The organism is Sphingobium sp. B11D3D, from assembly GCF_025961755.1.
Taxonomy (GTDB): Bacteria; Pseudomonadota; Alphaproteobacteria; order Sphingomonadales; family Sphingomonadaceae; genus Sphingobium.
This window is the reverse complement of sequence record NZ_JAOQOG010000001.1, coordinates 171,608-197,069: the sequence shown is the minus strand read 5'-3', so window position 1 is coordinate 197,069 and position 25,462 is coordinate 171,608. Positions and strand designations below refer to the sequence as shown.

General features: G+C 65.3%; 24 protein-coding genes. 16 read left to right on the top strand and 8 right to left on the bottom strand.

From position 1 onward, the window contains the following. Nucleotides 1-14 precede the first annotated feature (14 nt). From hflK to M2334_RS00970, 4 genes are all read left to right on the top strand, one after another. Nucleotides 15-1,139: an FtsH protease activity modulator HflK gene (gene hflK, locus M2334_RS00985; RefSeq protein WP_264588114.1), complete on the top strand. Its 1,125-nt coding sequence runs from the start codon at nucleotides 15-17 to the stop codon at nucleotides 1,137-1,139. After that, nucleotides 1,136-1,981, top strand: coding sequence for a protease modulator HflC (hflC, locus tag M2334_RS00980; RefSeq protein ID WP_264571680.1), 846 nt, complete (start codon nucleotides 1,136-1,138; stop codon nucleotides 1,979-1,981). The genes hflK and hflC overlap by 4 nt, the downstream gene beginning before the upstream one ends. A gap of 151 nt (nucleotides 1,982-2,132) precedes the next feature. Then, complete coding sequence (locus M2334_RS00975) at nucleotides 2,133-3,632, top strand: DegQ family serine endoprotease (protein WP_264577698.1); 1,500 nt, start codon at nucleotides 2,133-2,135, stop codon at nucleotides 3,630-3,632. 116 nt (nucleotides 3,633-3,748) lie between these two features. Next, nucleotides 3,749-5,350: a DUF853 domain-containing protein gene (locus M2334_RS00970; protein ID WP_264604578.1), complete on the top strand. Its 1,602-nt coding sequence runs from the start codon at nucleotides 3,749-3,751 to the stop codon at nucleotides 5,348-5,350. A 20-nt stretch (nucleotides 5,351-5,370) separates the two neighbouring features. Here the strand turns inward: M2334_RS00970 and queF are convergent, their stop codons facing one another. Further along, nucleotides 5,371-5,817 (bottom strand): preQ(1) synthase, encoded by a 447-nt coding sequence (gene queF / locus M2334_RS00965; protein WP_264604577.1) that lies wholly within the window; start codon nucleotides 5,815-5,817, stop codon nucleotides 5,371-5,373. Nucleotides 5,818-5,892: 75 nt separating this feature from the next. Here queF and sseA point away from each other — a divergent pair, with 75 nt between their 5' ends. The 3 genes from sseA (at nucleotide 5,893) to M2334_RS00950 (ending at nucleotide 9,037) form a co-directional block, all read left to right on the top strand. Further along, the gene (gene sseA / locus M2334_RS00960; RefSeq protein ID WP_264604576.1) at nucleotides 5,893-6,738 is read left to right on the top strand and encodes a 3-mercaptopyruvate sulfurtransferase; all 846 of its coding nucleotides are present in this window, start codon (nucleotides 5,893-5,895) and stop codon (nucleotides 6,736-6,738) included. After that, the gene (gene metC, locus M2334_RS00955; RefSeq protein ID WP_264606015.1) at nucleotides 6,735-7,979 is read left to right on the top strand and encodes a cystathionine beta-lyase; all 1,245 of its coding nucleotides are present in this window, start codon (nucleotides 6,735-6,737) and stop codon (nucleotides 7,977-7,979) included. Before sseA ends, metC begins: the two co-directional genes overlap by 4 nt. Before the next feature lie 320 nt (nucleotides 7,980-8,299). Beyond that, on the top strand, nucleotides 8,300-9,037 hold the full coding sequence (locus M2334_RS00950) for a TorF family putative porin (RefSeq protein WP_264571674.1): 738 nt from the start codon (nucleotides 8,300-8,302) through the stop codon (nucleotides 9,035-9,037). 127 nt (nucleotides 9,038-9,164) lie between these two features. On the opposite strand, the gene M2334_RS00945 is transcribed toward M2334_RS00950, so the two are convergent. Next, on the bottom strand, nucleotides 9,165-9,710 hold the full coding sequence (locus tag M2334_RS00945) for a peptidylprolyl isomerase (protein WP_264606014.1): 546 nt from the start codon (nucleotides 9,708-9,710) through the stop codon (nucleotides 9,165-9,167). 314 nt (nucleotides 9,711-10,024) lie between these two features. Here M2334_RS00945 and M2334_RS00940 point away from each other — a divergent pair, with 314 nt between their 5' ends. From M2334_RS00940 to pgeF, 4 genes are all read left to right on the top strand, one after another. Next, the gene (locus M2334_RS00940; RefSeq protein ID WP_264604575.1) at nucleotides 10,025-10,525 is read left to right on the top strand and encodes a sterol desaturase family protein; all 501 of its coding nucleotides are present in this window, start codon (nucleotides 10,025-10,027) and stop codon (nucleotides 10,523-10,525) included. Nucleotides 10,526-10,650: 125 nt separating this feature from the next. Beyond that, complete coding sequence (lgt, locus tag M2334_RS00935; protein WP_264593554.1) at nucleotides 10,651-11,514, top strand: prolipoprotein diacylglyceryl transferase; 864 nt, start codon at nucleotides 10,651-10,653, stop codon at nucleotides 11,512-11,514. Continuing rightward, nucleotides 11,504-12,523 (top strand): class I SAM-dependent methyltransferase, encoded by a 1,020-nt coding sequence (locus M2334_RS00930; protein ID WP_319801182.1) that lies wholly within the window; start codon nucleotides 11,504-11,506, stop codon nucleotides 12,521-12,523. Before lgt ends, M2334_RS00930 begins: the two co-directional genes overlap by 11 nt. Beyond that, entirely contained in the window at nucleotides 12,520-13,284 is a 765-nt protein-coding gene (pgeF, locus tag M2334_RS00925) for a peptidoglycan editing factor PgeF (RefSeq protein ID WP_264593553.1), read from the top strand. The genes M2334_RS00930 and pgeF overlap by 4 nt, the downstream gene beginning before the upstream one ends. Nucleotides 13,285-13,311: 27 nt before the next feature. Here the strand turns inward: pgeF and M2334_RS00920 are convergent, their stop codons facing one another. After that, nucleotides 13,312-13,956: an HAD family hydrolase gene (locus M2334_RS00920; RefSeq protein WP_264595336.1), complete on the bottom strand. Its 645-nt coding sequence runs from the start codon at nucleotides 13,954-13,956 to the stop codon at nucleotides 13,312-13,314. Nucleotides 13,957-14,072: 116 nt separating this feature from the next. On the opposite strand from M2334_RS00920, the gene M2334_RS00915 reads away from it, so the two are divergent. From M2334_RS00915 to M2334_RS00900, 4 genes are all read left to right on the top strand, one after another. Then, a complete protein-coding gene (locus M2334_RS00915; protein WP_264593552.1) occupies nucleotides 14,073-15,182 on the top strand; it encodes an ABC transporter permease in 1,110 nt (369 codons plus the stop codon). Then, nucleotides 15,179-15,979, top strand: coding sequence for an ABC transporter ATP-binding protein (locus tag M2334_RS00910; protein ID WP_264571668.1), 801 nt, complete (start codon nucleotides 15,179-15,181; stop codon nucleotides 15,977-15,979). The genes M2334_RS00915 and M2334_RS00910 overlap by 4 nt, the downstream gene beginning before the upstream one ends. A 74-nt stretch (nucleotides 15,980-16,053) precedes the next feature. Continuing rightward, the gene (locus M2334_RS00905) at nucleotides 16,054-17,016 is read left to right on the top strand and encodes an MlaD family protein (protein WP_181561110.1); all 963 of its coding nucleotides are present in this window, start codon (nucleotides 16,054-16,056) and stop codon (nucleotides 17,014-17,016) included. Continuing rightward, on the top strand, nucleotides 17,013-17,666 hold the full coding sequence (locus M2334_RS00900; protein ID WP_264577707.1) for an ABC-type transport auxiliary lipoprotein family protein: 654 nt from the start codon (nucleotides 17,013-17,015) through the stop codon (nucleotides 17,664-17,666). Before M2334_RS00905 ends, M2334_RS00900 begins: the two co-directional genes overlap by 4 nt. Nucleotides 17,667-17,690: 24 nt before the next feature. Here M2334_RS00900 and pepN read toward each other — a convergent pair whose 3' ends face one another. From pepN to argH, 3 genes are all read right to left on the bottom strand, one after another. Further along, nucleotides 17,691-20,291 carry an aminopeptidase N gene (gene pepN / locus M2334_RS00895; RefSeq protein WP_264604574.1) on the bottom strand — a complete coding sequence of 867 codons (2,601 nt, stop codon included), beginning with the start codon at nucleotides 20,289-20,291 and terminating at the stop codon, nucleotides 17,691-17,693. Nucleotides 20,292-20,446: 155 nt separating this feature from the next. Next, nucleotides 20,447-20,737: a hypothetical protein gene (locus M2334_RS00890; protein ID WP_264604573.1), complete on the bottom strand. Its 291-nt coding sequence runs from the start codon at nucleotides 20,735-20,737 to the stop codon at nucleotides 20,447-20,449. Then, nucleotides 20,734-22,116: an argininosuccinate lyase gene (argH, locus tag M2334_RS00885; protein ID WP_264606013.1), complete on the bottom strand. Its 1,383-nt coding sequence runs from the start codon at nucleotides 22,114-22,116 to the stop codon at nucleotides 20,734-20,736. Before argH ends, M2334_RS00890 begins: the two co-directional genes overlap by 4 nt. Before the next feature lie 31 nt (nucleotides 22,117-22,147). Between argH and M2334_RS00880 the strand changes: the two genes are divergently transcribed. Beyond that, nucleotides 22,148-22,777: a TlpA family protein disulfide reductase gene (locus tag M2334_RS00880; RefSeq protein WP_264604572.1), complete on the top strand. Its 630-nt coding sequence runs from the start codon at nucleotides 22,148-22,150 to the stop codon at nucleotides 22,775-22,777. Nucleotides 22,778-22,792: 15 nt separating this feature from the next. Here the strand turns inward: M2334_RS00880 and M2334_RS00875 are convergent, their stop codons facing one another. Both M2334_RS00875 and M2334_RS00870 read right to left on the bottom strand, forming a co-directional pair. Beyond that, nucleotides 22,793-24,424, bottom strand: a complete 1,632-nt coding sequence (locus tag M2334_RS00875; RefSeq protein WP_264604571.1) for a cisplatin damage response ATP-dependent DNA ligase — start codon at nucleotides 24,422-24,424, stop codon at nucleotides 22,793-22,795. Next, the gene (locus tag M2334_RS00870) at nucleotides 24,424-25,425 is read right to left on the bottom strand and encodes a ligase-associated DNA damage response exonuclease (protein ID WP_264604570.1); all 1,002 of its coding nucleotides are present in this window, start codon (nucleotides 25,423-25,425) and stop codon (nucleotides 24,424-24,426) included. Before M2334_RS00870 ends, M2334_RS00875 begins: the two co-directional genes overlap by 1 nt. Nucleotides 25,426-25,462: the final 37 nt, after the last annotated feature.

Below are 25,462 nucleotides of genomic sequence, written 5' to 3'. Positions count from 1 at the left end.
CCTATAACCAAGGCATGAGTAAGGAATTGATGGAAAATCCCGGCCAGACTTTGCCAATGAGCGAGGGTGGTCCTTGGGGCACGCAGGGCGAGGAGCCGTCTTCCGGCAAGGGCAAGGAAGGTCCGCGCAACCCGTGGACCCCACCGCCCCGGGATGACAGAGGTGGCGCGGATTCGCGCGGCCCGAGCGCAATCGATGAGTTGATGCGCCGCGCGCGGGACAGCTTCGGCGGCCAGGGTGGCGGCACGCCACGCAGCCCCGGCGGGCGCGCGATCTGGTTCTATGCCGCCATCGCCATCGTCGTGCTGTGGATTGCCACCACCAGCATTCACAGGATCGGCCCGCAGGAGCGCGGCATCGTCTCCATCCTGGGCAGCTACAGCCGCACCCTTGGCCCCGGCATCAACTGGTCGCTGCCCGCCCCGCTCGAAAATGTGACCATCCTCGACGTCGAAGAGATCCGCACGGTCGATCTCGGCTCGGCGGGCGATGAATCCGAGAAGCTGGTTCTCACCGGCGACCAGAACATCATCAATCTGGGCTATTCTGTCCGCTGGAATATCCGCGACCCGCAGCAATATCTCTTCCAGATCGCCAATCCTGAGGAAACGATCACCGCCGTTTCCGAATCCGCCATGCGCGCAGTGGTGGCGACGGTCTCGCTGACCGACGCGCTCGGCGCGGGGCGTAACGCCATCGAGGCACAGGTGCAGGAGCGGATGCAGCAGATTCTCGACAGCTACGGCGCGGGCGTGCGCATTCAGGGCGTCGCCATCAAGCAGGCCGATCCGCCAGCCGCCGTGAACGATGCCTTCAAGGAAGTCAGCGCTGCGCAGCAGGCTGCCGAAACCTATCTCAATCAGGCCCGCGCCTATGCGCAGCAGCTCTCTGCCCGCTCACAGGGTGAGGCCGCCGCGTTCGACAAGGTGTATGAGGAGTATCGCCTCGCACCCGACGTGACGCGTCGCCGCATGTATTATGAAACCATGGAAAGTGTGCTCTCCGGCGTGAACAAGACCATTGTCGAAACCCCCGGTGTGACGCCCTATCTGCCGCTACCAGCCCTTCGCCCCCGCGCGAATGTGAGCGTGGAGACGCCTGCACAGCCGCAAGCCCAGCCGCAGGGAGGCGCACAATGAACCTCTCCTTGCGCAACCCCATCCTGCTGGCCGTTCTGGCGACCGTCGGCCTGATCCTGCTGGCCAGCACCTTCTCGATCGTCCCGGAAACCAAGCAGGCCGTCGTGCTGCGCTTCGGCGAACCGGTCCGCATCTACAATGCCTACAAACCCAATGAGGTGTTCGGGAACACTGGGGCCGGCCTCAAGGTCCGGCTGCCGTTCGTCGATCAAGTCGTGTGGATCGACAAGCGCGTGCAGTCGGTCGCCATGGAGCGCCAGCAGGTGCTCTCCACCGATCAGCTGCGCCTGCAGGTGGATGCCTTTGCACGCTACCGCATCGTCGACCCCCGGCGCATGTTCATCTCGGCCGGTAGCGAGACCCGGGTTGAGGACGCGCTGCGCCCGATCCTGGGTTCGGCCCTGCGTAACGAGCTGGGCCGCCGCCGCTTCGACCTGTTGCTCAGCCCGGAACGCAGCGAGGTGATGAACAACATCACCGCCAGCCTGAACCGGGTCGCGCGGCAATATGGCGCCGAGATCATCGACGTGCGGATCATGCGCGCCGACCTGCCCGACGGTACACCGCTGCAGAGCGCGTTCCAGCGGATGCGCACCGCGCGCGAGCAGGAGGCTCTGACCATCCGCGCAGAAGGCGCCCGGCGCGCCCAGCTGATCCGCGCCGATGCCGATGCCGCCGCAGCAAAGGTCTACGCCGCCAGCTTCGGCAAGGACGCGCAGTTCTACGATTTCTATCGCGCCATGCAGTCCTACCGGACGACCTTTGCCGAAACTGCGCCCGGCGAAACCAGCGCCGTCCTATCCACGGACAACGACTATCTCCGCCAGTTCCGGGGGCGCTAAGGCTGATTGAGGGCGCGGCGTCTTTACGTCGCGCCCTGACCATTCAATGCCCGTTCATCCGGGCGATTCCATGGCCGGTGGGTCACTCCCCGGCTCCGGGCCTTCCGTTCCGGAACACCCGGCGAAAGATGAAGAGAAGAGGAACATCTTCGTGCGCTACGCTTATGCTATTACCGCAGCCCTCCTCCTCGGCGGCACCGCCATTGCCCTGACATCCAATTCATCCACCGTCGTCGCGCAGACCGCGCAGAACGAAAACATGGCCGCAGCGGCGCCGCGCGGCGCGCCAATGAGCTTCGCCGACATGGCGCAGCGCCTGCAGCCGGCCGTGGTGAATATCTCCACCCGCCAGCGCGTGCAGGTGCAGAACCCGTTTGCAGGCACGCCGTTCGGCGCCCTGTTCGGCTCGGGCGACCAGCCTCAGACCCGCCAGGCGCAGTCGCTCGGCTCGGGCTTCATCATCTCAGCAGATGGCTATGTGGTCACGAACAACCATGTGATCGCGCCCGGTGCGCGGGGCGCGCGGGTCGACTCGATCACCGTCACCCTGCCCGACCGCACGGAATATGAGGCCAAGCTGATCGGCACCGATCCGCGCTCTGACCTTGCCGTGCTCAAGATCTCCACCACCAAGCCGCTGCCCTTCGTGAAGTTCGGCGACTCGACCCGTGCCCGCGTCGGTGATTGGGTGATCGCCATCGGCAATCCCTTCGGCATCGGCAGCACGGTTACCGCCGGGATCATCTCGGCGCTCCACCGCAACACCGGTGGCGGCGAGCGCTTCATCCAGACCGACGCTTCGATCAACCAGGGCAATAGCGGCGGCCCGATGTTCGACATGAACGGCAATGTGATCGGCATCAACAGCCAGATCCTCTCGCCCACCGGCGGCAATATCGGCATCGGCTTTGCGATCCCGGCCGAGCAGGCTGTCCCGATCATCGAGACGCTGCGCAAGGGCCAGACCATCACGCGCGGCTATCTCGGCATCCAGATCGGACAGCTTTCCGAAGACATGGCCGATTCGCTTGGCCTGCCCCGCAACCGCGGCGAGTTCGTTCATGGCGTCGAGCCGGGGCGTGCCGCCGACAAGGCCGGCATCAAGGCTGGCGACGTGATCGTGAAGGTCAACAATCGTGAGGTGAATCCGGACGAGACTCTGTCTTACATCGTCGCCAATCTGCCGGTCGGCTCCAGCGTGCCGATCGAGCTGATCCGCAATGGCAAGCGCATGACTATTCGCGCGACGATCGAGGAGCGTCCGGCGGAAGAGGAACTGGCCAACTTCAGCCAGCCGGCCGAGGACGATTTCTCGGACCAGGATGCCCAGGCCACCAAGGAAGCCTCGCAGCAGTTGCTCGGCATCGCCGTTCAGTCGCTGACGCCCGCCATCGCCCGCCAGCTTGGCGTGCCGGCGGATACGCGCGGCGTGGTGGTGACAGCTGTCGACCCCGCGACCGATGCCGGACAGAAGGGGCTGCGCCGCGGCTTCGTCATTACCACGGCCAATGGCCAGCCGGTCACCAGCGAGGCGGAACTGGGCAAGGCCGCGCAGGCTGCCAAGGATGCCGGCCGCAACGCCGTGCTCCTGCAGGTGGTCCGCCGCGGATCGCAGCCGGCCTTCGTGCCGATCCGCCTGCGCGGCATGTAAGCGCGGGGCATCCCGGCGGAGTGAAAGGGCGCGATGACCTCGCGCCCTTTTCTGTTTGTGCCGCTTTTCTTGCTCCCTTTGCCAAGCTACCTCTGGCCTGTGGTTGGAGAACGGGCATGAGCGACGACACGAGCATCTTCATTGGCCAAAGTCTCGACGGCGAACCGCAGCGTCTGGTCCTGCGTCGCGCCAACCGGCACGGCCTGATTGCCGGCGCAACTGGAACCGGCAAGACGGTCACGCTGCAGGGATTGGCCGAGAGCTTTTCGGCGCAGGGCGTTCCGGTCTTTCTTGCCGATGTGAAGGGCGACTTGTCCGGCATCGCCATGGCCGGCTCGCCGACCGCCAAGAACGCCGACAAGCTGATCGCCCGCGCACAGGAAATCGGCATGACCGATTATACCTTCTCGGATAATCCGGCGATCTTCTGGGATCTCTATGGCGAGCAGGGCCATCCGGTCCGCGCCACCATTTCCGAAATGGGGCCGTTGCTGCTCGCCCGACTGATGGGGTTGAATGAAACGCAGGAAGGCGTGCTGACCATCGCCTTTCGTTATGCGGACGACGAAGGGCTTCTGCTCCTCGATCTGGGCGATCTGCAGGCGATGCTGGCTTATTGCGCCGATAATGCCGACATGCTCACCAGCCGCTATGGCAATGTGACCAAGGCCAGCGTCGGCGCCATCCAGCGCCAGCTTTTGCAGCTCGAATCGCAGGGTGGCGACAAATTCTTCGGCGAGCCCGCGCTGGAGATCAGCGACCTGATCCGCACCGATGAAAAGGGGCGCGGGTTCATCAACATCCTCGCCGCCGACAAGCTGATGCGTAGCCCGAAGCTGTATGCGACCTTCCTGCTCTGGTTGCTATCCGAGCTCTTCGAAACGCTGCCCGAAGTCGGCGACCCTGCAAAACCCGTGCTCGTCTTCTTCTTCGATGAAGCGCATCTGCTGTTTGACGATGCCCCCAAGGCGCTGGTCGACAAGATTGAGCAGGTCGTGCGCCTGATCCGGTCCAAGGGCGTGGGCGTATATTTCGTGACGCAGAACCCTATCGACGTGCCGGAGGATGTGGCGGGGCAACTCGGCAACCGAGTGCAACATGCCCTGCGCGCCTTTACCCCGCGTGAGCAGAAGGCGATCAAGGCCGCCGCCGAGACGTTCCGCGCCAATCCAGCTCTCAACGTCGAAACCGCGATCATCGAACTGCGCGTGGGCGAGGCACTCGTCTCCCTGCTGCAGGAAGATGGTGCGCCCTCGATGGTCCAGCGGACGCTGATCGCGCCACCGCGTTCGCGGCTGGGCGTGCTGGAGCCCAAGGAGCGCGCGATCATCCAGTCCATTTCGCCCTGCGACGGCAAATATGACGAGGCGATCAACCGCGAATCAGCCGAGGAGATCCTGCTGGCCCGCACGCAGGCCGCAGCCGCGGCCGCAGATGCAGCCAAGGCACAAGCCCAGGCTGACAAGGCCGCTGCACAGCAGGCCAGTCTGGAAGCCAAGCAGCGCGAAGCAGAAGCGCGCGCTCAGGCGCGGGAGGCTGCCAGGCCGAGCAATCTCGACCGCGCCATTCAGTCCGCGACGCGCTCGGCCGCTTCATCGGTAGGCCGGCAGGTCGCCAATGAGATCGGCAAGGCGATTCTCGGTGGATCGAGTCGCAAGAGCAGCGGCGGGCTGGTCGGGCGTCTCGTGCGCGGCGTGTTGGGCGGACTGCTTAAATAAGGGCTTGCCCCGGCGCCCGCTTAGCCCCGGCCGCGATAGCCGGGGACACCCTGAGCGGGGAGCCATACGCCGTCGAGCGGCGGACCGGACTGCCAGAATACATCGATGGGAATGCCGCCGCGCGGATACCAATAGCCGCCGATGCGCAGCCAGAGCGGCTGCATTTCGGCCGTCAGCCGTTCACCGATGCCGACCGTGCAATCCTCGTGGAAACCGGCATGATTGCGGAAACTGCCGAGGAAGAGCTTGAGCGACTTGGATTCCACAATCGTCTCGCCCGGCACATAATCGATGACCAGATGCGCAAAATCGGGCTGGCCGGTGACGGGGCAGAGCGACGTGAACTCGGGCGCGGTGAAGCGCACCAGATAGGGCCGGCCCTTGCGGGGGTTGGGCACATAATCGAGAACGGCCTCCTCCGGGCTTGCCGGAAGTCCGCTTGTCTGACCGAGATGCTTGAGTGTCATGCCACGCGCCTTAATATGATTCGTGGCCGGCGCGAACCCCTTGCGCCAACCAACCCACCTCAAGGATGCGCTTCCATGGATATGCTGGTTTCCACCGATTGGCTCGCAAAGGCGCTCGGCGCCCCGGACCTCAAGGTCCTCGATGCCACGGCCTTCTTGCCGGGCACCCCGCGCGACCCGAAGGCGGAATATCTGGCGCAGCACATTCCCGGCGCTGTGTTCCTCGATCTCTCGACGCTCAACGATACGGGCGATCCACGCCCCGCGATGGTGCCGACCAACGCCCAGTTCGCCGAGCGGATGGCTGCCCTCGGCATCGGGCAGGACGACCGCATCGTCATCTACGACAATAGCCCGCTGAGCAGCGCGGGCCGGGCGTGGTGGCTGCTGCGCATCTTTGGCGCGCGTCAGGTCGCTATTTTGGATGGCGGGTTGGCGCGCTGGACCGCCGAAGGCCGCCCGACCGAAGCAGGCGAGTCAACCAGCTCGAACAACGGTGCCTTCACCGCCGCCCGCGACGACAGCGCCATTGCCAGCAAGGCCGATGTGCTCGACAATCTGGAGAGTTGCGCCGCGCAAGTCGTGGATGCCCGCAGCGCCGACCGGTTCCGGGGCGATGCCGCCGAACCGCGCCCCGGCATGGCGGAAGGCCATATCCCCGGTTCGGCCAATCTGCCGTCAAACCTGTTGCTGGACGAACAGGGACGCTGGAAGCAGGGCGACGCGCTGCGGCAAGCCTTTGACGATGCAGGCGTCGACCTCGACAAGCCGCTGATCATGAGCTGTGGCAGCGGCGTCACCGCCTGCAATCTGCTGTTCGGCGCAGCACTGCTGGGCAAGGAGGATGTACGGATCTACGACGGGAGCTGGTCTGAATGGGGGGCCGATCCCGCGACACCCAAGGCGGTCGGTCCGGCATGAGCGGCACCAGCGACGACGGAAAGACCGGCAAACCTCTTGGCCTGGGCACAAGACTGGTCCAAGCTGGTCGCCGCCCGGAATGGACCGGGATGCCCGGGCAGCCTGGCGGGATCGTCAACCCGCCTGTCTGGCGCGCTTCCACCATATTGTATGAGGATGTAGCGCATCTGCGCAGCGCCACGACCGCCGATCCGCACCGCCTCTATTATGGCCGGCGTGGCGCGCCGACGAGCTGGTCGCTGACTGAGGCCATCACCCAGTTGGAGCCGGAAGCGGCCGGCACGATGCTCTACCCCTCGGGCGTCGCCGCCATTGCCGGCGCCTTGCTCGCGGTGCTGAAGCCCGGCGACGAACTGCTGATGGTCGACAGCGTCTATGGCCCGACCCGCGCGATGTGCGATGGAATGCTGCGCGAGTTCGGCGTGCGGACGATCTATTACGATCCGCTGATCGGCGCCGATATCGCTGCGCTTTGCACCGAGCGAACCCGGGCAATCTTCCTCGAAAGCCCCGGCAGCCTGACCTTCGAGGTGCAGGACGTGCCCGCCATCGTCGCGGTGGCAAAGGCGCGCGGGATCATCACGCTGATCGACAACACCTGGGCGACACCCTTGCTGCTGCCGGCCCTCGGCCTGGGGGTCGATGTGTCGATCCTCGCCTGCACAAAGTATCTTTGCGGCCATAGTGACGTCATGATGGGGTCCGTCACCGCAAATGCTGCGCTGTGGCCCGCCATCCACAAGCGCGGCCACATGCTCGGCCAGACCGTCAGTCCGGACGATGCCTGGCTGGTGTTGCGCGGCATGCGGACGCTGGCCGTGCGCCTCAAACATCAGGGCGAAAGCGCGCTGGCGCTGGCCCGCTGGCTGGAGGCGCGGCCCGAAGTTGCGCGCGTGCTGCACCCGGCTTTGGAATCCTGCCCCGGTCATGAAGCGTGGCGCCGCGATTTCGCCGGGAGCGCCGGCCTGTTTGCTTTCGAACTGGCGAGCAACGACGACTCGGCCCGCGCGGCCTTTATCGACGCGCTGACGCTGTTCGGCATCGGCTATAGCTGGGGCGGGTTCGAGAGCCTTGCCCTGCCGGTCGATCCCGCCAGCCTGCGCACGGCGCGACAGTGGGAGGCCAAGGGTTTGCTGGTGCGGATCAATGTCGGGCTGGAAGAGCCTGACGATCTCATTGCAGACCTCGAACAGGGGCTTCAGCGTTGGCAGCTTGCGATGGAGCACCACGCCGCTCCTTGAGTCGCCCGCCGCTTGCACTGCACCCTGGCTGACCGCCCATGGGGGCACTTCGCGCCTGAGCAAGTCTGGCAAAACCTCCAGATGCGCCTGCTTCCCCTACGGTTTCGGTCAATAGCCAGCGTGGCGCGGCTGCAACACTTCATGAGTTCGCAACACATATGTGCAGTTTCTGTCTTGTGCGTCGCACAAGACAGAGGCATCAGGATCGCGGCTTGCCGGCAAGTCCGCTCAACCGCAACAAAATGCGGATCCAAAATGAAGCGATCGCCCGGCGCTGCAGGCAGGGACGATCGCATTTTTATCTCGTTAAGGGGAATCCCATGCGTAAGTCCATTCTGGGCCTCTCGGCCCTCGCTATTTTTGCCACTGCCACCCCTGCTCTCGCGCAGGACGATGACAGCGGCCTGACCGTTTCCGGCTCCGCCACCGTTGTGTCCGATTACCGCTTCCGCGGCTTCTCGCAGACGAAGCAGAATGCTGCCATCCAGGCCGGCATCACCGTGACGCACGACAGCGGTTTCTACTTCGGCACCTGGGGTTCGAACGTCGACTTCCCGGATCTCGACGGCGCTGGCAATGGCGCGACCGCTGAGCTCGACTTCTTCGCCGGCTACTCCACGGAGCTGGCTCCGGGCGTGACGGTCGACGCCGGTCTGCTCTACTATCTGTACCCCAAGGACACGGTCACCGACGTTGCGACCGACTTCTTCGAGCCCTATGTCACCGTCAAGACCACGCTCGGCCCGGTTGGCCTGGCAGTCACCGCCAACTATGCCTGGAAGCAGGACGCGCTCGGCAAGAACGACGCCTTCTACATCAAGGCTGCTCCGTCGCTCGCCATCCCTGGCACGCCGTTCACTGTTGACGGCAGCATCGGCTACGCAACGAGCGATAGCTTCCTCGGCGGCGTTGACGGCGAAGTGTTCGACTGGTCGGCTGGCGTGAGCGCCAGCTGGAAGCAGCTGACCTTCGGCGTGCGCTATGTCGACACCGACGAGCCCGGCCAGATCCGCGGCAGCGACGCAGCGGTCGTGTTCTCGGTCGGCGCAGCGTTCTGATCGAATAAAGTGCGGCCGTCACCGGGGGGAGACGGCTGAACAAAGGGGTCGCGACATCCGTCGCGGCCCCTTTTATTATGGGCGACGAGGGAGCGGCCGCGCTCTTACAAACCGATCCTGAACCAGGTCAGTCGGCCTTGGCCCGCCGGGCCGTGATGATGCGAATGGCAGGCTCGAGCATCTGCCCCTTCATCACGCCTTCACCCTTCGTCGCGCTGCGCGGCGCGTTCCAGATGCTGCGAATGACATCCATGCCGTCGATCACCCGGCCGAAAGCGGCAAAACCCGGCTGATCCTGCCTTGCGTCGAAGCCACGCATGTCGCCGACGATGATGAAGAAATCGCCCGTCGCCGTCCCCGGCGCACCTTGTGCCATGGAAATGACGCCTTCTATATGGCTCAGCCCGGTCTTGCTGGTCGGCTCATGCGGCACGGGTTTCAGGATGCGCTTTGGATCGTTCTGCGTCCCGCCCTGGATGAATCCACCGGGCGTGCCATCCTCCCATTTGAAGGCGCGATAGAAGAACGTGCCATCGAGCCGCTTCCCATCGACATAGGCGAGGAAATTGGCCGCAGTCACGGGTGCACGCTCTGTCTCGATCGCAAGGGTGATGGTGCCGGCGCTGGTCGTCAGGACGACGGGCACGGTCTCAAAGACCTGCGTCTCGACCACCTCCCGCGCCTTGGCAGCCTCCTCCTCAGCCTTGCGTTGGGCCGCGGCCGCTTCGGCCGCCCGCGCGGCGGCCTCGGCGCGATTGATCGCTTCCAGCTCGGCGTCGATCTTCGCCTGAATCTCGGCTTCGGATCGCTGGGCGTGGGCCGGGGCCAGCGCCACTACAGACAGGAGGGTCAAGGCGACGGGCATCGTCAGCCGGCGAAGGCACGCGAGGGTCATCATGACGCCATGCTAACCCGCCCGCTCCCCGCAAGACAAGGCAGCCCTTTTGCTTCACAGCCTGCGCCCGCAAGCCTATAGGCGGGAGCACCATGTCGTTCCTCAGTCTTGCCGCTCTCTTCATCCTCACCGTCACGTTGATGGAGGGTTTTGCCTATGTGATGCACCGCTGGGTGATGCACGGGCCCGGCTGGTTTCTGCATGCCAGCCACCATCGGCCGCGAAAGGGCCATTGGGAGCTCAACGATCTCTATTTCGTGATCTTCGCCCTGCCCTCGATCCTGATGTTGCTCGGCGGCGTGCAATGGGGCTGGGGCAACTGGGCGACCGCTGTCGGCGCCGGAATCGCCGCTTATGGCGCCATCTACCTCGGCTTCCACGACATCATCGTTCACCAGCGGGTGAAGCATCGTTACGTGGCCCGCTCGCCGTACATGAAGCGCATCGTGCAGGCGCATCGCCTGCATCATGTGGTGGAAACGCGCGAGGGCAATGTGAGCTTCGGCTTCCTGATCGCGCCGGCGCCGGAAGACCTCAAGCGACAACTCGCCGGCATGGATACAGGCCGCATCCGCGACGCGCGGGGCCGGTAGGAGGCTCTCGCCGCCACGGGTGCTTTCCATGCCGAGGACATGGCTTGCAGCGTGGCCTGTCATTCTCCGGCCTTGGTGTTGCTGACGTCTTGCACTATGCAGCGCAAAACTGACGGGGAAAACACTTGACGCTTGCTGTCCTGGCCGCTGCTCAGCCCATCTATTTCCAGAATCTCGGGCTCGATCCGGTCGCCCTCGATCTCGGCTTCTTCGCGATCAAATGGTATAGTCTGGCCTATCTCGCCGGTATTCTGATCGGCTACTGGTATCTGACGGTGCTACTCCGCCAGCCCGGCGCACCCATGGCCCGCCGCCATGCCGACGATTTCATCTTCAATGCCACGCTCGGCATCATCGTGGGCGGACGGCTCGGTTATATTCTCTTCTATCAGCCGTCGATCCTCCAGAACCCCATCGACATCTTCAAGCTGTGGGAAGGCGGCATGTCGCTGCATGGCGGCACGATCGGCGTGATCGCCGCGATCTGGTGGATGGCCCGGCGCGAGAAGCTCTCCTTCCTGCGGGTGGCGGACTATATCGCCTGCGTCGTGCCGTTCGGGCTGTTCTTCGGCCGGCTCGCCAATTTCGTGAATGGTGAGCTGTGGGGTAAGGTCACCACCGTGCCATGGGGTATCGTTTTCCCCGGCGGAGGCGACCTGCCCCGGCATCCCAGCCAGCTCTACGAAGCGCTGCTGGAAGGGCCGCTGATGTTCGCGATCCTCGCCTTTTTCTTCTGGAAGACCAAGGCCCGCTACGAGCCCGGCAAGCTGTTCGGCATTGCCGCGCTCTGCTACGGCGCTGCCCGCTTCTTCGTCGAGTTCTACCGCGAGGCGGATTCCCAGTTGATGGAGTTCGCGGAACGCACCGGCCTGCATATGGGCCAGTGGCTGACCCTGCCGATGCTGGTGCTGGGCCTCTATCTGGTGGTGACCGCGAAGGGCCGCCGGACCCGCGTCGAGCCGATTGCCGGGCAGGACAGTGTCGCCTGACATCTGGCAGGGCCGCGACACTCTTTCGCTCCACGACTTCATGGCGGCAGCCAATGCCGCTTATTATGCCGGGCGCGATCCCTTGGGCGCGCGCGGGGACTTCATCACAGCGCCGGAGATCAGCCAGATGTTCGGCGAGCTGATCGGGCTTTGGATGGCCGATCTTGCCTTGCGCGCCGGCGTCGGCCCTTCCTTCGCCTATGTCGAGCTGGGACCGGGTCGCGGGACGCTCGCGGCCGACGCCCTGCGAGCGATGGGCCAAGCCAGGCTCGTACCGCCGGTCCATCTCGTCGAAACCAGCCCTACGCTGCGTGCTCGCCAGCAGGCCGCCGTGCCGGGCGCGATCTGGCATGACAGCGTGGCGACACTGCCCGATGATCGCCCGCTGATCGTCATCGCCAACGAGTTTTTCGATGCCCTGCCGATCCGCCAGTTCCAGCGCACCGGCGCGGGCTGGCGCGAACGTTTCGTGCAGCGCGAGCCCGCTGCTTTCATCCTTGGCGGTGAGGATTGCGGCCAGCACATTCCCCTTGCGCTCGGCGATGCGCCTTTGGGATCCATGGTCGAGCGCAATTTTGCGGCCGAAGCCATCGTCGCCGATCTCGCAGAGCGGTTCTGCCGACAGGGCGGTGCGCTGCTGACCATCGATTATGGCTATGAGGGACCGGCATCGGGCGATACGCTGCAAGCGATGAGCCAGCACCGCTTTGCCGATCCGCTCGATGCGCCGGGCACCCGCGACCTGACCGCCCATGTCGACTTCGGCATGATTGCCGCCGTCGGCCGGGCGCACGGGTTGCGGCCGCAACCATGCATCGGGCAGGGCGCCCTGCTCACGACGCTGGGCATTGATGCGCGCGCAGCCACGCTTACCCGCGCAAATCCTGCGCGTGCCGAGGATATCCGCGCCGCGCGCGACCGGCTGGTCGAGCCCGATCAGATGGGCACGCTGTTCAAGGCCCTCGCCTTGCGTCACCCGGACTGGCCGGCATCGGCGGGGTTCGCATGAGCATCGAAGTGCTGCGCGCCGGCGCGCTGGGCGATGTACCCCACGGCTTTCTTGGGCGCACCGGCGGCGTCTCGATAGGGATTCACGCCGGACTCAATGTCGGCTTGGGTTCGGATGACGAGCGCGACGCGGTTCTGACAAATCGTGATCTGGCGCGCGAAGCCGTGCTACCGCAATCGACGCTCGTGACGCTGCATCAGGTCCATTCCGCCCGCGTTGTCATTGCGGACGCTGCCTTTCCGCGCGACGCCCGACCGGAAGCCGATGCGCTGGTGACAGCGCGCCCCGGGCTGCTGCTGGGGGTTCTCACTGCTGATTGCGTGCCGATCCTCTTTGCCGATCCCACCCATGGCGTCGTGGGGGCGGCCCATGCGGGGTGGAAAGGCGCGCTCCACGCCGTGGCGGAAGCGACCATCGACGCAATGACGTTCTTGGGCGCGACACGCGCCACCATCGCCTGCGCCATCGGCCCATGCATCGGCAAGGCGAGCTATGAGGTGAGTGCCGGTTTCGAGCGCCCGTTCCTCGAACGCGATCCGGATGACGAGCGCTTTTTCGCCGAGGGCCGCCCTGGCCATCTGCAGTTCGACATCGCCGGCTATGTCGGAGCGCGACTGGCGCAGGCGGGCATCGGCACGGTCACCTTGCTGGATGAGGACACGTACAGCCAGCCCGCGCGATTCTTCTCCTACCGTCGCGCCTGCCATGCTGGCGAGCCGGGCTATGGGCGGCAGATTTCGCTCATCGGGTTACCGGCGTAGGCGCTATTCCCGTCGCGCCGCGCAACTTCACCAGTGCAGAACGGGCCAGCCTTCTTCCGCCGCCAGTGACGCCAAGGCACTATGGGGGTTCGCCGCATAGCCCTCGTCCGCAAAGCCCAACAGCGGTGCATCGGTGACGTGATCGCTATAGGCGCGGACGTGCGCATCGGCCCGGGCAATCCCTTCGCGGGACATCCACGCCTCGATCATCCGCAACTTTGCGACGTCATAGCAGTTCTCTCCTGCAATGCGTGCCCGGATGTAGTCGACACCCTGGCTGAAATGATCGGTAGCAATCACATCATCGAAGCCCAGCCTCTTCGCAATCGGTTCCACATAAAGCCGGAAGGATGCCGAAGCGATCACCAGCCGGCAGCCGGAGGCGCGATCCTGCGCGATCTGGGCCAGCGCGCCGGCGCGAATGTTGCGCGCAATCACCTTGTCGGCATAGGCCTCCACGGCCGGGCGGATCCTCTCGCGATTGACCCGTCGCCCGATCAGCAGCGCCTGATTGAGTTCCTTCGCCCGGCCGCGATCGACCAGCCTCAGCACATAGCCGAGCATGACCAAGCCCGCCACGGGCAGGAAAATCAGCCGCCACGGCGCCAGCGAGAGAGCCATGTGCGTGAGAAACGCCGCATAGGTGCCGCGCACGGTGATCGTGCGGTCCATGTCGTAGATCGCGATCCTCTGCACCGCTCAATGTCTCCCTGTACTCTCGGGCTGCGGCCCGCCAGATGGTCCAATTCGGCTTGCCGTGCAACGCAAACTGGCCCACTGTGGCTCAGATGACGCAATCTGCCGACCTCATCGAGAGCAACGATGCAACAGGCCGGACGGTTGCCTTCGCCGGCAGCCTTGCGCTCGCCCAGCTTGGCGATCTGCCCAATCGCACCGAGGCGATAGAGGGCGATGTCGCCCGGATCGACCTCACGCAGGTCACCCAGATCGACACAATCGGCGCGTGGATCGTCCACAGCCTCGCCAAACGCACGCAGGCGGAAATCACCGGCGCCAGTGACGACGCAATGCGGCTGATCGACGTCGTCTCGCGCAACGATCAACCGCTGGAAACGCGCAATGTGCCGCCCCATCCGATCGTGCGCATTCTGGAGGAAGTGGGTGTTGCAACCCGGATGACCTTCAACACGATGATCGGCCTGCTCGGCTTTCTGGGCGCGGTGGTCATCACATCCTTCATGCTGCTGCGGCATCCGTCTCGCATCCGTCTGATCGCCGTCGTCCAGCGTATCGAGGTCGTCGGAATCTCGGCGCTCTTCATCATCGGGCTGATGAGCTTCCTCGTCGGCATCGTGATCGCGCAGCAAGGGTCGGTGCAGCTCGAGCAGTTCGGTATGGAGGTGCTGACCGTCAATCTCGTCGGGCGCCTGACGTTTCGCGAACTGGGCGTGCTGATGACGGCCATCATGGTCGCCGGCCGCTCGGGATCGGCCTTTGCCGCGCAGATCGGCACGATGCAGCTCAATGAAGAAGTGGACGCGATGCGCACCATCGGCGTCTCGCCCATGGAAGCGCTGGTGATGCCGCGCATCATGGCCGCGGTCATCATGATGCCGCTGCTCGGCTTCTATGCCTCGGTCATGGCGGTGATCGGCGGTGCCTTCCTGTGCGCGGTCTCGCTCGATATTCCGCCCGTCACCTTCTTCCAGCGGCTGCGTGAAGTCGTGCCGCTGACCGACCTTTATATCGGCCTTATCAAGGCGCCGGTCTTTGGCCTCATCATCGCGATCGCAGGCTGCTTCCAGGGCCTGCAGGTGCGCGGCAATGCCGAGGAAGTCGGCCTGCGCACCACCGCCGCTGTGGTGCAGGCGATCTTCATCGTCATCGTGCTCGATGCCATCTTCGCGGTGTTCTTCACCTGGCTGGGGTGGAAATGAGCGCTAGCGACGATCCGGTCATCTCCATCCGGGGACTGGTCAATCGCTTCGGCGACCAGACCGTGCATGACGGGCTGGACCTCGACGTGCGGCGCGGCGAGATTCTCGGCGTCGTGGGTGGATCAGGCACCGGCAAGTCGGTGCTGATGCGCTCGATCATCGGCCTGCAAAGCCCCTATGCCGGCTCCATCGAGGTGTTCGGCGAGCAAATGCTGGACCGCGACCCTGCGGACCCGGAATTGCTGGCAATCCGCAAGCGCTGGGGTATCCTGTTCCAGAACGGCGCGCTGTTCTCCACGCTGACTGTCTCCGAGAATGTGCAGGTGCCGTTGCGGGAGTATTATCCCGATCTGCCGGTTCAGTTGCGCGAGGAAATCGCCGCCTACAAGATCCTGATGACCGGCCTTCCGGACAATGCGGGGCCGAAATTCCCCTCCGAGCTCTCCGGCGGGATGCGCAAGCGCGCCGGCCTTGCCCGCGCGCTCGCGCTGGACCCGGCCCTGCTGTTCCTCGATGAGCCGACCGCGGGACTCGACCCAATCGGTGCTGCGGCTTTCGACGAGCAGACGCGGGCCTTGCAGGAGACGCTGGGCCTGACCGTGTTCCTGATTACCCACGATCTCGACACGCTCCACGCCATTTGCGACCGCGTTGCCGTGCTCGCCGATCAAAAGGTCATCGCGGTCGGGACGATCGACGAGTTGCTGGCGCTCGATCATCCCTGGATCCAGGAATATTTCAACGGGCCGCGCGGGCGCGTTGCCCATGGCCAGAGCGCCAAGATGAGAGGCGCGTGATGCACAATCGGCCGCAGACATGGACAGGGTGGAACCACGGCGCCATAAAGCCGTTGGGGGAAAGCAGGAAATAGATGGAAACACGATCCAACAATGTGTTCGTGGGCGCGGTCGTCCTGCTCCTGATGGCCTTGACGGTCGGGGCAGCCTTCTGGTTCTCACGCATCGGCGAATCCGATCGCAAGGAATACGACATCTTCTTCAAGCAGTCGGTGAGCGGCATCGCCCGTGGGTCGGCAGTGACTTATGCTGGCGTGCCCTCGGGACAGGTCCAGTCGATCGAGCTTTGGGAGCGCGACCCCCAGTTTGTGCGCGTGCGCATCGTCGTCAGCCGGACGACGCCTGTCCTGCAAGGGACGACCGCGACGATCAATGGCGTAGGCTTTACCGGCGTCTCGGAAATTCAGCTTGAGGGCGCGGTGCGCGGCGCACCGCCGATCGTCTGCCCGGAGCGCAATGCGCAGTCGGTCTGCCCCGAAGGCGTCCCCGTCATCCCGACCAAACCCGGTGCGCTTGGCGAACTGCTCAACAGCGCCCCCATGCTGCTGGAGCGGTTGACGACGCTCACCGAGCGATTGACCGAGCTGCTGGACGACCGCAACCAGAAGCATATCGCCGGCATCCTGCAGAATCTCGACAAGCTGACCGGCGACATCGCCGCGCGTGGACCGGAACTGGCTGATACCATCACACAAGCCAAGCTGACGCTCGAAAATGCCTCCAAGGCGGCCGAATCGCTCGCCCAAGCTGCGAACAACACCAATGCGCTGGTGAACGAAGAGGGTCGCCCCCTCATCCGCGATCTGCGCACGACGATCCGCAATGCCGGCGCGACGCTGGAAACGCTGGATGCGACCCTGAAGGAAGCACAGCCTGGCATGCGGACCTTCACCCGCGACACCATGCCGCAAATCGGCTTGCTGGTCCGCGATCTGCGTCAGGTCTCCCGTTCGCTTCAGGCTGTGACGGATACCGTTGAACAACAGGGTGCAGGCGCCTTGATCGGCTCGCCCAAATTGCCGGATTACAAGCCATGACCAACAGCAGAGCGAACGTGCAGACAGCCCCGGCGACCAGCGGAGCAGCGATGCGCAAGGCGGCGCGGGCGGCCCTGATCACGGGTCTGCTGATCTCGGCGGCCGGGTGCGTGAAGTTCGGTGCCGAGCCGCCCGACCGGCTGCTCGCCATTGCCAGCACGGCGACGGTGCCGGCCGGGGTATCGGCGTCTAGTGCCAGTGAATCCGCCCTGTTCATCGACGTGCCGAACGTGCCCAAAGCCCTCGCGACACCGCGCGTGGCGGTGCGCGAGAACAGCACCAGCTTTGCCTATGTGAAGGATGCGATCTGGGTCGATACGCCGGCCCGGCAATTCCAGTCGCTGCTGTCCGAGACGATCCGGTCCCGCAGCAATATCCTGGTGCTCGACCCCGGCCAGTATCTCGCCCGCACCGGCTACATCCTCAATGGCGATCTGGTCGAATTCGGCATCGATGCGACGCGCCGGGAAGCGGTCGTCACGTTCGATGCGACCATGCTCTCGCCCGATGGCCTGACGGTGACGCGCCAGCGGTTCACCGCCTCCGCGCCGGTGAGCCGCATCGACGCAGATGGCGTCGCCCCGGCGATCAGCGCCGCCGCCAACGATGTCGCCAATGCCGTGGCGACCTGGGTCTCCAGCCGGACCTGACGCCCGACCGCAGACCCACCCCGCTCAGGCGAGGCTCTTCGTCGCCTGCTCCATCACGTCCCGCGAGAGGCCGGGTTCGGCGATGATCCGCTCCAGCGCCGCACGCATCGCGGCACCCCGCTGCGCATCGAACCGGCGCCAGCGACCAAGTGGCGGCACGAGCCGCGCGGCGGTCTGCGGGTTGAGCTTGTCGAGCGCGATAATGGCGCCTGCCACCATCTCATAGCCCTTGCCGTCCGCCCGGTGGAACGCCCATTGATTGGCGGCAAACGCGCCATAAAGCGCGCGAGCGCGGTTGGGATTGGCCAGGGTGAAATCGGGGTGGCTGCTCAGCGCGGCGACATTATCGACCGTCTCCGGATGGAAGGCCAAAGCCTGGGTCTGGAACCATTTGTCGATGACCAGCGCATTGCCCGCATAGCGCGCGTGGAACGCCGCCAGTGCTGCGTCCCGCTCTGCCGCCGTGCCGTTGGCGAGAACAGCCAGCGCGGCCTGGCGCTCGGTCATATTATCCGCCTGCTCGAACTGGGCGAAGGCAAGCGCCGGGCCATCCGATGCGCCTGACGCGACCAGATAGCTCAACGCAACCCCGCGCAGCTTGCGGGCCGCGCGCGCGTCCGCCGAGAGTGAGAAGCCGTTACGCGCGCAATCGGCATGGAGCCTGCGCCAGTCCTGCTCCAGTTGCGCGCCGATCTCGTGCTGCAGCGCCTCACGCGCCGCATGGATGGCATCCGGATCAACGACCTGCATCTGGTCGCCAAGATAAGCCTCGCTCGGCAGCTTCACCGCTTCGGCGATCAGTGCCCGGTCCAGCGTGTCGTCGCTGATCGTCCGGCGGATCGAGTCGATGATCACGCCGCTCTCCAGCGGTCTGCCCGCAATGTGGCTGAGCAGGCCATTGATCATGAGCTGCTGCAGCGCCTCATAGCGGCTGAACGCATCGTCATCGCGTGCGGCGAGGAAAGCCAGATCCTGGGCGCTCTGCTCGGCTTCCACCACGATTGGCGCGGAGAAGCTGCGATTGAGCGACAGCACCGGCGGCTGCGCGAAGCCGGTGCGCGTGATGACCGTCTCCGCCTGCGTCAGCACCTCCAACTCCTCGCCGGCATGGGCGCCCCTTTCCCGGTCGAACAGAGCGAACAGGAACGGGATGGCCATGGGCTGCTTCTCGCACTGCCCCGGCGTCGGCGGCACGGTCTGCCGCAAGGTGAGCGTCACCGTGCCGCTCGTCGCATCATGCGCGGTCTCGACCGTCACGCGCGGCGTGCCGGCCTGGCTGTACCAGAGCCGGAACTGCGCGAGATCGATCCCGCCGCCATCTTCCATCGCGCGGACGAAATCCTCGCAGGTCGCCGCCTGCCCGTCATGCCGGTCGAAATAGAGATCGGTGCCCTTGCGGAACCGCTCCGGCCCCAGCAGCCGCGCCATCATGCGGATCAGTTCGGCGCCTTTGTTATAAACGGTCGCCGTATAGAAGTTGCTGATCTCCATGTAGGATTCTGGCCGCACCGGATGGGCGAGCGGACCGCCATCCTCCTGGAACTGCGCCGCGCGCAGCACCCGCACGTCCTCGATCCTCTTGACCGCCGCCGAGCCCATGTCGGCAGAAAATTCCTGATCGCGATAGACGGTGAAGCCCTCCTTGAGGGAGAGCTGGAACCAGTCCCGGCAGGTCACCCGGTCGCCAGACCAGTTGTGGAAATATTCATGCGCCACCACCGCCTCAATGGCGTCGTAATCCGGGTCGGTCGCCGTCTCCGGGTCTGCCAGAATGTAGCGCGTGTTGAAGATGTTGAGGCCCTTATTCTCCATCGCGCCGAAGTTGAAATCCGCCACCGCCACGATGTTGAACACGTCGAGATCATATTCGCGGCCATAGACGCGCTCGTCCCACGCCATTGAATCCTTGAGCGCCTTCATCGCATGGTCCGTGCGCGGCAGATCGCTTTCCGCCACCCAGATGCCGAGCTTCACCGGCCGGCCGCTCATGGTCGTGAAACTGTCCGCATTGCAGGCGAGATTGCCCGCGACCAGCGCGAACAGATAGCTGGGCTTGGGGAACGGATCGGTCCAGCGCGCCCAATGACGCCCGCCCTCCAGATCGCCCGCCTCGACAGGATCGCCATTGGCCAGCAGCACGGGGTGGGTCGCCTTGTCGGCGCGCAGCGTCACATCATAACGCGAGAGCACATCCGGCCGGTCGGGGAAGAAGGTGATGCGACGGAAGCCCTCCGGCTCGCACTGGGTGCAGAGCAGGCCCCCAGAGGCGTAGAGTCCCATCAACTGCGTATTGGCCGCAGGATTGATCTCGACCTCTGTCTCGACGACGTGGCTGTCGCCGGTCAGCGGGATCAGTAGCGCGCCATCCTCGAGCCGCCAGTCGGAGGGGGCGAGCGCGCGGCCGTCGACGGTGACCCGCAGCGGCGTCAGTCCGTCGCCATCCAATCGCAGCGGCTGGGCATGATCACCGGCGCGGGTGACCTCAAGCCGGGCCTTGACGCGGGTGGCGCGGGCATCGAGATCGAAGTCGAGGCTGATCTGCGGCACCTGCCAGAGCGGCGGGCGATAATCCTCGCGGCGGATGACAGGCGGCGTGGCGGCGGCTTGGGTGGTCTGAATATCCATGCCCCAGTCCTATGCCCGCATCAGGCGGGGCACAAGCGGGGTGCGGGCGGTAAAAGTCCCAACATCCGTTCGTGTCGAGCGAAGTCGAGACACGTTAGGACTGTCCTTCGTGTCTCGACTTCGCTCGACACGAACGGAAGGTCAGAATACCAAGATTACTCCGCCCCACTCCGCCCGTTGTTCGGCCCGGGCGGCAGATCGAACGGGTCCTCCGCGCGCTCCATGGATCGGTCGAGCAGATCCGCCTGCCGATCCGGCTTTGCCTGAGTGGATGACGTCATGAGCTGCTTGGGCGTCTCCCGCTCAGGCGCGGCGGCGGCCTTGGGCACCTGACCCATGCCCTCCTTGGGGCGCAGATCCTTCACCGAGCCGCAGCCTGCGAGGCCGGCCGCCACGATCAGCGCCAGAGCGGCGCGCGCGATCATCCCTTGGTTCATCGCTTTCATCGACCGGTCTCTCCATCCAGCGCAGCTTGCGCTTCGGCAATCCGCGCGCGCACCTGATCGGGTGCGGTGCCCCCGTAGCTCTTGCGGCTGGCAACGGAGGCATCCACCGTCAGCACCGCAAAGACGCGCTCGTCGATCCGCGCATCGATGGCCTTGAGCGTCTCGATCGGCAGCGCCGCGAGTTGCACGCCTGCATCCTCCGCTGCCTTCACGGCACGGCCGGTGATGTGATGCGCTTCACGGAACGGCACATTGCCTTCCCGCACCAGCCAGTCGGCAAGATCCGTGGCGGTCGCAAAGCCGCTTTCGGCCAGCGCGCGCATCCGCTCGGTACGGAAGGTCGTGGTCTCCACCATGCCGGTCATCGCGGTGATAGAGAGGCCGAGCAGATCATGCGCCTCAAACAAAGGCGGCTTATCGTCCTGCATGTCCTTGGAGTAAGCCAGCGGCAGGCCCTTCATGGTGACGCACAGCGACGTCATGCAGCCCATGATCCGCCCGGAATGGCCGCGCACCAGCTCGGCGGCATCGGGATTGCGCTTTTGCGGCATGATCGAGCTGCCGGTGGAATAAGCGTCGGGCAACGAAATGAAGCCGAAGGGCTGGCTCGCCCAGATCACGAATTCTTCCGCCAGCCGCGAGAGGTGCAGGCTGCATTGGGTGGCGGCCATGAGGTAATCGAGCGCGAAATCCCGGTCGGAGACGCTGTCGAGGCTGTTGCGCGTCGGCCCGTCAAAGCCGAGCGCTTGCGCGGTCATATGCCGATCGGTCGGAAAGCCCGTGCCCGCCAGCGCCGCCGCACCGAGTGGCGAGAGATTGAGCCGCGCGCGCGCATCGGCGAAGCGCGAGCGATCCCGCGCGATCATCTCATAATAGGCCATGAGGTGATGACCGAGCGTCACCGGCTGGGCGCTCTGCAAATGGGTAAACCCCGGCATCACGCTCTCTGAGTGCTCGCCGGCGCGCCCGATCAGCGCCCGCTGCAGCGCCTTGAGGCTGGCGTCCACCTCATCAATGGCATCGCGCACGAAGAGGCGGAAATCGGTCGCCACCTGATCGTTGCGCGAACGTGCGGTGTGCAGCCGCCCCGCCACCGGCCCGATCTTCTCGGCCAGCCGCGCCTCGGTGGCCATGTGAATGTCCTCAAGGTCGAGATCCTCGGGCAGATCACCGGCTTCATACTCGGCCTGGATCGCCTCCAGCCCGCCAATGATCGTCGCCGCCTCGTCCTGCGCAAGGATGCCTTGCGCGCCAAGCATCCGGGCGTGCGCGATGGAGCCGGCAATGTCCTGCCGCCACAAGCGCTTGTCGAACGAAAGCGAGGCATTTATCTCGCGCATGACGGCGGCCGGCCCGGCCGCGAAGCGACCGCCCCACATGCTGTTCGCGCCCTTGCTTGCGGAGTCTGCCATGCGCTCTATTTCTGCCCTCGCTATGCTGATCGGCCTCTCACTGGCCGCGAGCGGCTGCGATAGGCAATCCGCTCAAAACGCGCAAGGCGCCGGCAACGCCGCCGCGGTGGGCAATGCCCTCTCCCCCGATGAATTGAGCCCGGACGAAGCCGCACCGGGGAGCGCGGGCAAGACCTTCTCCCATGTCATTGACCGCAGCCACAAGGGCGAGGCGATGCCGGACAAGCCCTTCACCACCATCGAGGGCAAACCGGCGACGCTCAAGGCCATTGCGCAGGGCAAGCCGATGCTGGTCAATCTTTGGGCGACCTGGTGCGCGCCTTGCGTGGCCGAACTGCCTGCCCTCGACCGCGCCGCCAAGGCTGCGGAGGGCAAGGGCGTTAAAGTGATCGCCGTTTCTCAGGACATGGAGCCGGATGGCGTTCCCGCCTTCTGGTCGGCGCGCAAGCTCTCCACCCTGCAAACCTGGCTGGACCGGGAGAATGCGCTCGGCTTCCATTATGGCACCGGCACGCTGCCGACGACCATTCTCTACGATGGCGCGGGCAAGGAAGTCGCCCGCATCGTCGGTGCGCTGGAGTGGGATGAGGAAGATGGGCAGAAACTGATCGCCGAAATTGGCGGGTAAGCCCTCCCGACTCCCCTAGCCGGAGATCATCGCCCGCAAGCTTTCGATCCGGTCGGCCTCATGGGCGGGCTTGTCATTGCGGATGCGGCTGATGCGCGGGAAGCGCATGGCGAGGCCGGATTTGTGGCGCTTGCTCTCATGGATCGAATCGAACGCGACTTCGAAGACCAGGCTCTTATCCGTCTCCCGCACCGGTCCGAAGCGATGGAGGGTGTGGCGGCGGACATGAGAATCGAGCCACTTCAGCTCCTCGTCGGTAAAGCCGAAATAGGCCTTGCCGACAGGCAGCAGCTCGGCGCCGGCATCGGGATCGCCATCCCAACAACCGAAAGTGAAATCGCTGTAGAAGGAGGAGCGCTTGCCGCTGCCGCGCTGGGCATACATCAGCACGCAATCGGCGAGCAGGGGATCGCGCTTCCACTTGTACCACAGGCCCGTGCGGCGGCCGGCGACATAAGGGCTATCCCGCCGCTTGAGCATCACGCCCTCAATGGCATCATCGCGTGCGCGCTCGCGAATGGCGGCAAGATCGGCAAGGCTTGCAGCCTCGATCAGCGGCGAAATGTCGAAGCGGGTGGGGTCGAGCCGGGGGAGCAGCGCCTCCAGCACGGCGCGGCGCTGCTCCCAACTGAGCGCGCGGTGATCCTCGCCGTCGGAGAGCAAGACGTCGTAGAGGCGGACGAAGGCGGGAAAATCGGTGAGCATCGCCTTTGAGACGGTCTTGCGCCCCAGCCGCTGCTGCAAGGCGTTGAAGCTCGCCGCGCCGCCCTCTTCGCCGCCCTGATGGCTGCCCCGCACCAGCAGTTCGCCATCGAGCACGCCGGGCTCGCGAAATGCCGCCGCGATATCCGGGAAGCTGCCGGTGATGTCGTCCCCGGTGCGTGAGAAGAGCCGCGTGTCCCCGCCCGGCCCCGCGCCATCCGACTCCGGCACATGGACGATCTGCACGCGGATGCCGTCCCATTTCCACTCGGCGCCATAGTCGGCCATATCGAGCGTTTCGCGCGCGATGACATCATCCTCCAGCGGATGCGCCAGCATGAAGGGACGGAAGGTGGGGATATGGTCGACGCGCGGCGGAGGGCCACCCTTGGCGGCCCAATCGAACAGCGCGCCATAAGGCGGCGTCTGGCCGTGCCAATATTCCTCGACATCGTCCACCGGCACATCGAACGCCTGCGCGAAGGCAACCTTGGCGAGCCGCGCCGAAATGCCGATGCGCATCGCACCCGTCGCCATCTTGATGAGCGCATAGCGGCCATTCACATCGAGCCGATCCATGAGGTTTGCCAGCGCGGGCGCCACGGATTGGCGGGTCATGGCGGACAGCGCGGCCACCGTTTCGCTCAGGCTCGGCGGATCGAGCGCGGCGGGATTGTCCGGCCAGAGCAGGCTTGCCGTCTCCGCCGTATCGCCGACGAAATCCCGGCTGAGCTTGAACAGAACCGGGTCCACACGGTCCATCAGCAAGGCACGGATCGTGCCGGCCTTCACCGCCGGAAAATCGAGGCCGTCCGTCAGCGCAGCCAGCGCCCAGCCCCGGCCAGGGTCGGGGGTCTCGCGCAGATAGGCGGCGATAAGGGCAAGCTTGCCGTTGCGCGAGCGGGTGTAGACGAGCGCATCCAGCAGGGCGGCGAAGGCCTCCATCAGTCGTCCTCATCCTCATAGCCGACAAGGGCGAGCGCGCGGGCACGGCGCTGGTGCAGCTCGCACCAGCGCAGCAACGCATCTTCCCGGCCATGAGTGATCCAGGTCTGCGCCGGATTCACCTCCGCGATCGTGGTCGTCAGTTCCGCCCAGTCGGCATGGTCCGAGATCACCAGGGGCAGCTCGACATTCCGCTGCCGCGCACGCTGCCGCACCCGCATCCAGCCGCTTGCCATGGCCGTGACCGGATCGGGCAGGCGGCGGCTCCAGCGATCGTTGAGCGCCGAGGGCGGACACAGGATGATCTGCCCGGCCAGCGCGCCCTTGGGCATTCCGGCGATCAATCTCAGCGCGCCAAGATCGACGCCGAGGTCTTCATACAACCGGCACATTCGCTCCAGCGCGCCGTGCAGATAGATCGGCTCGACATAACCTGCCTGGCGCAGCTCCGCGATGACGCGCTGCGCCTTACCCAGCGCATAGGCCCCCACAAGGATGCAGCGCTCGGGATTGGCCTCGCGCGCCTTGAGCAGCTTGCCGATTTCCTCGCCAATGGGCGGGTGACGGAAGACCGGCAGGCCGAACGTGGCTTCGGTGATGAACACATCGCAGGGCGTAACCTGAAAAGGCGGGCATGTCGGATCGGCCCGGCGCTTATAGTCACCAGTGACGATCACCCGCTCGCCGGCATGTTCAAACAGGATCTGCGCGGACCCGAGCACATGCCCAGCCGGCAGGAATGTCGCCTGCACGCTCCCCGGCAAGCTAATCGTCTCGCCATAGGCCACCGGTTGCGCGGCGCCGGGCGGACCGTAACGCAGGTCCATGATGGCCAGCGTCTCCGGCGTCGCGATGCAGCGGCCATGGCCGCCCCGGGCATGGTCGGCATGGCCATGCGTGACGAGGGCTGTCTCCACCGGATCGGCCGGATCGACCCACGCCTTGGCCGGCACGACATGCAGCCCATGCGCCTCTGCGCGAATCCAGGAGAAGTCGGCCATAGCCTCTAAATGGCGACCGGCACGTCCCGGTTCCAGC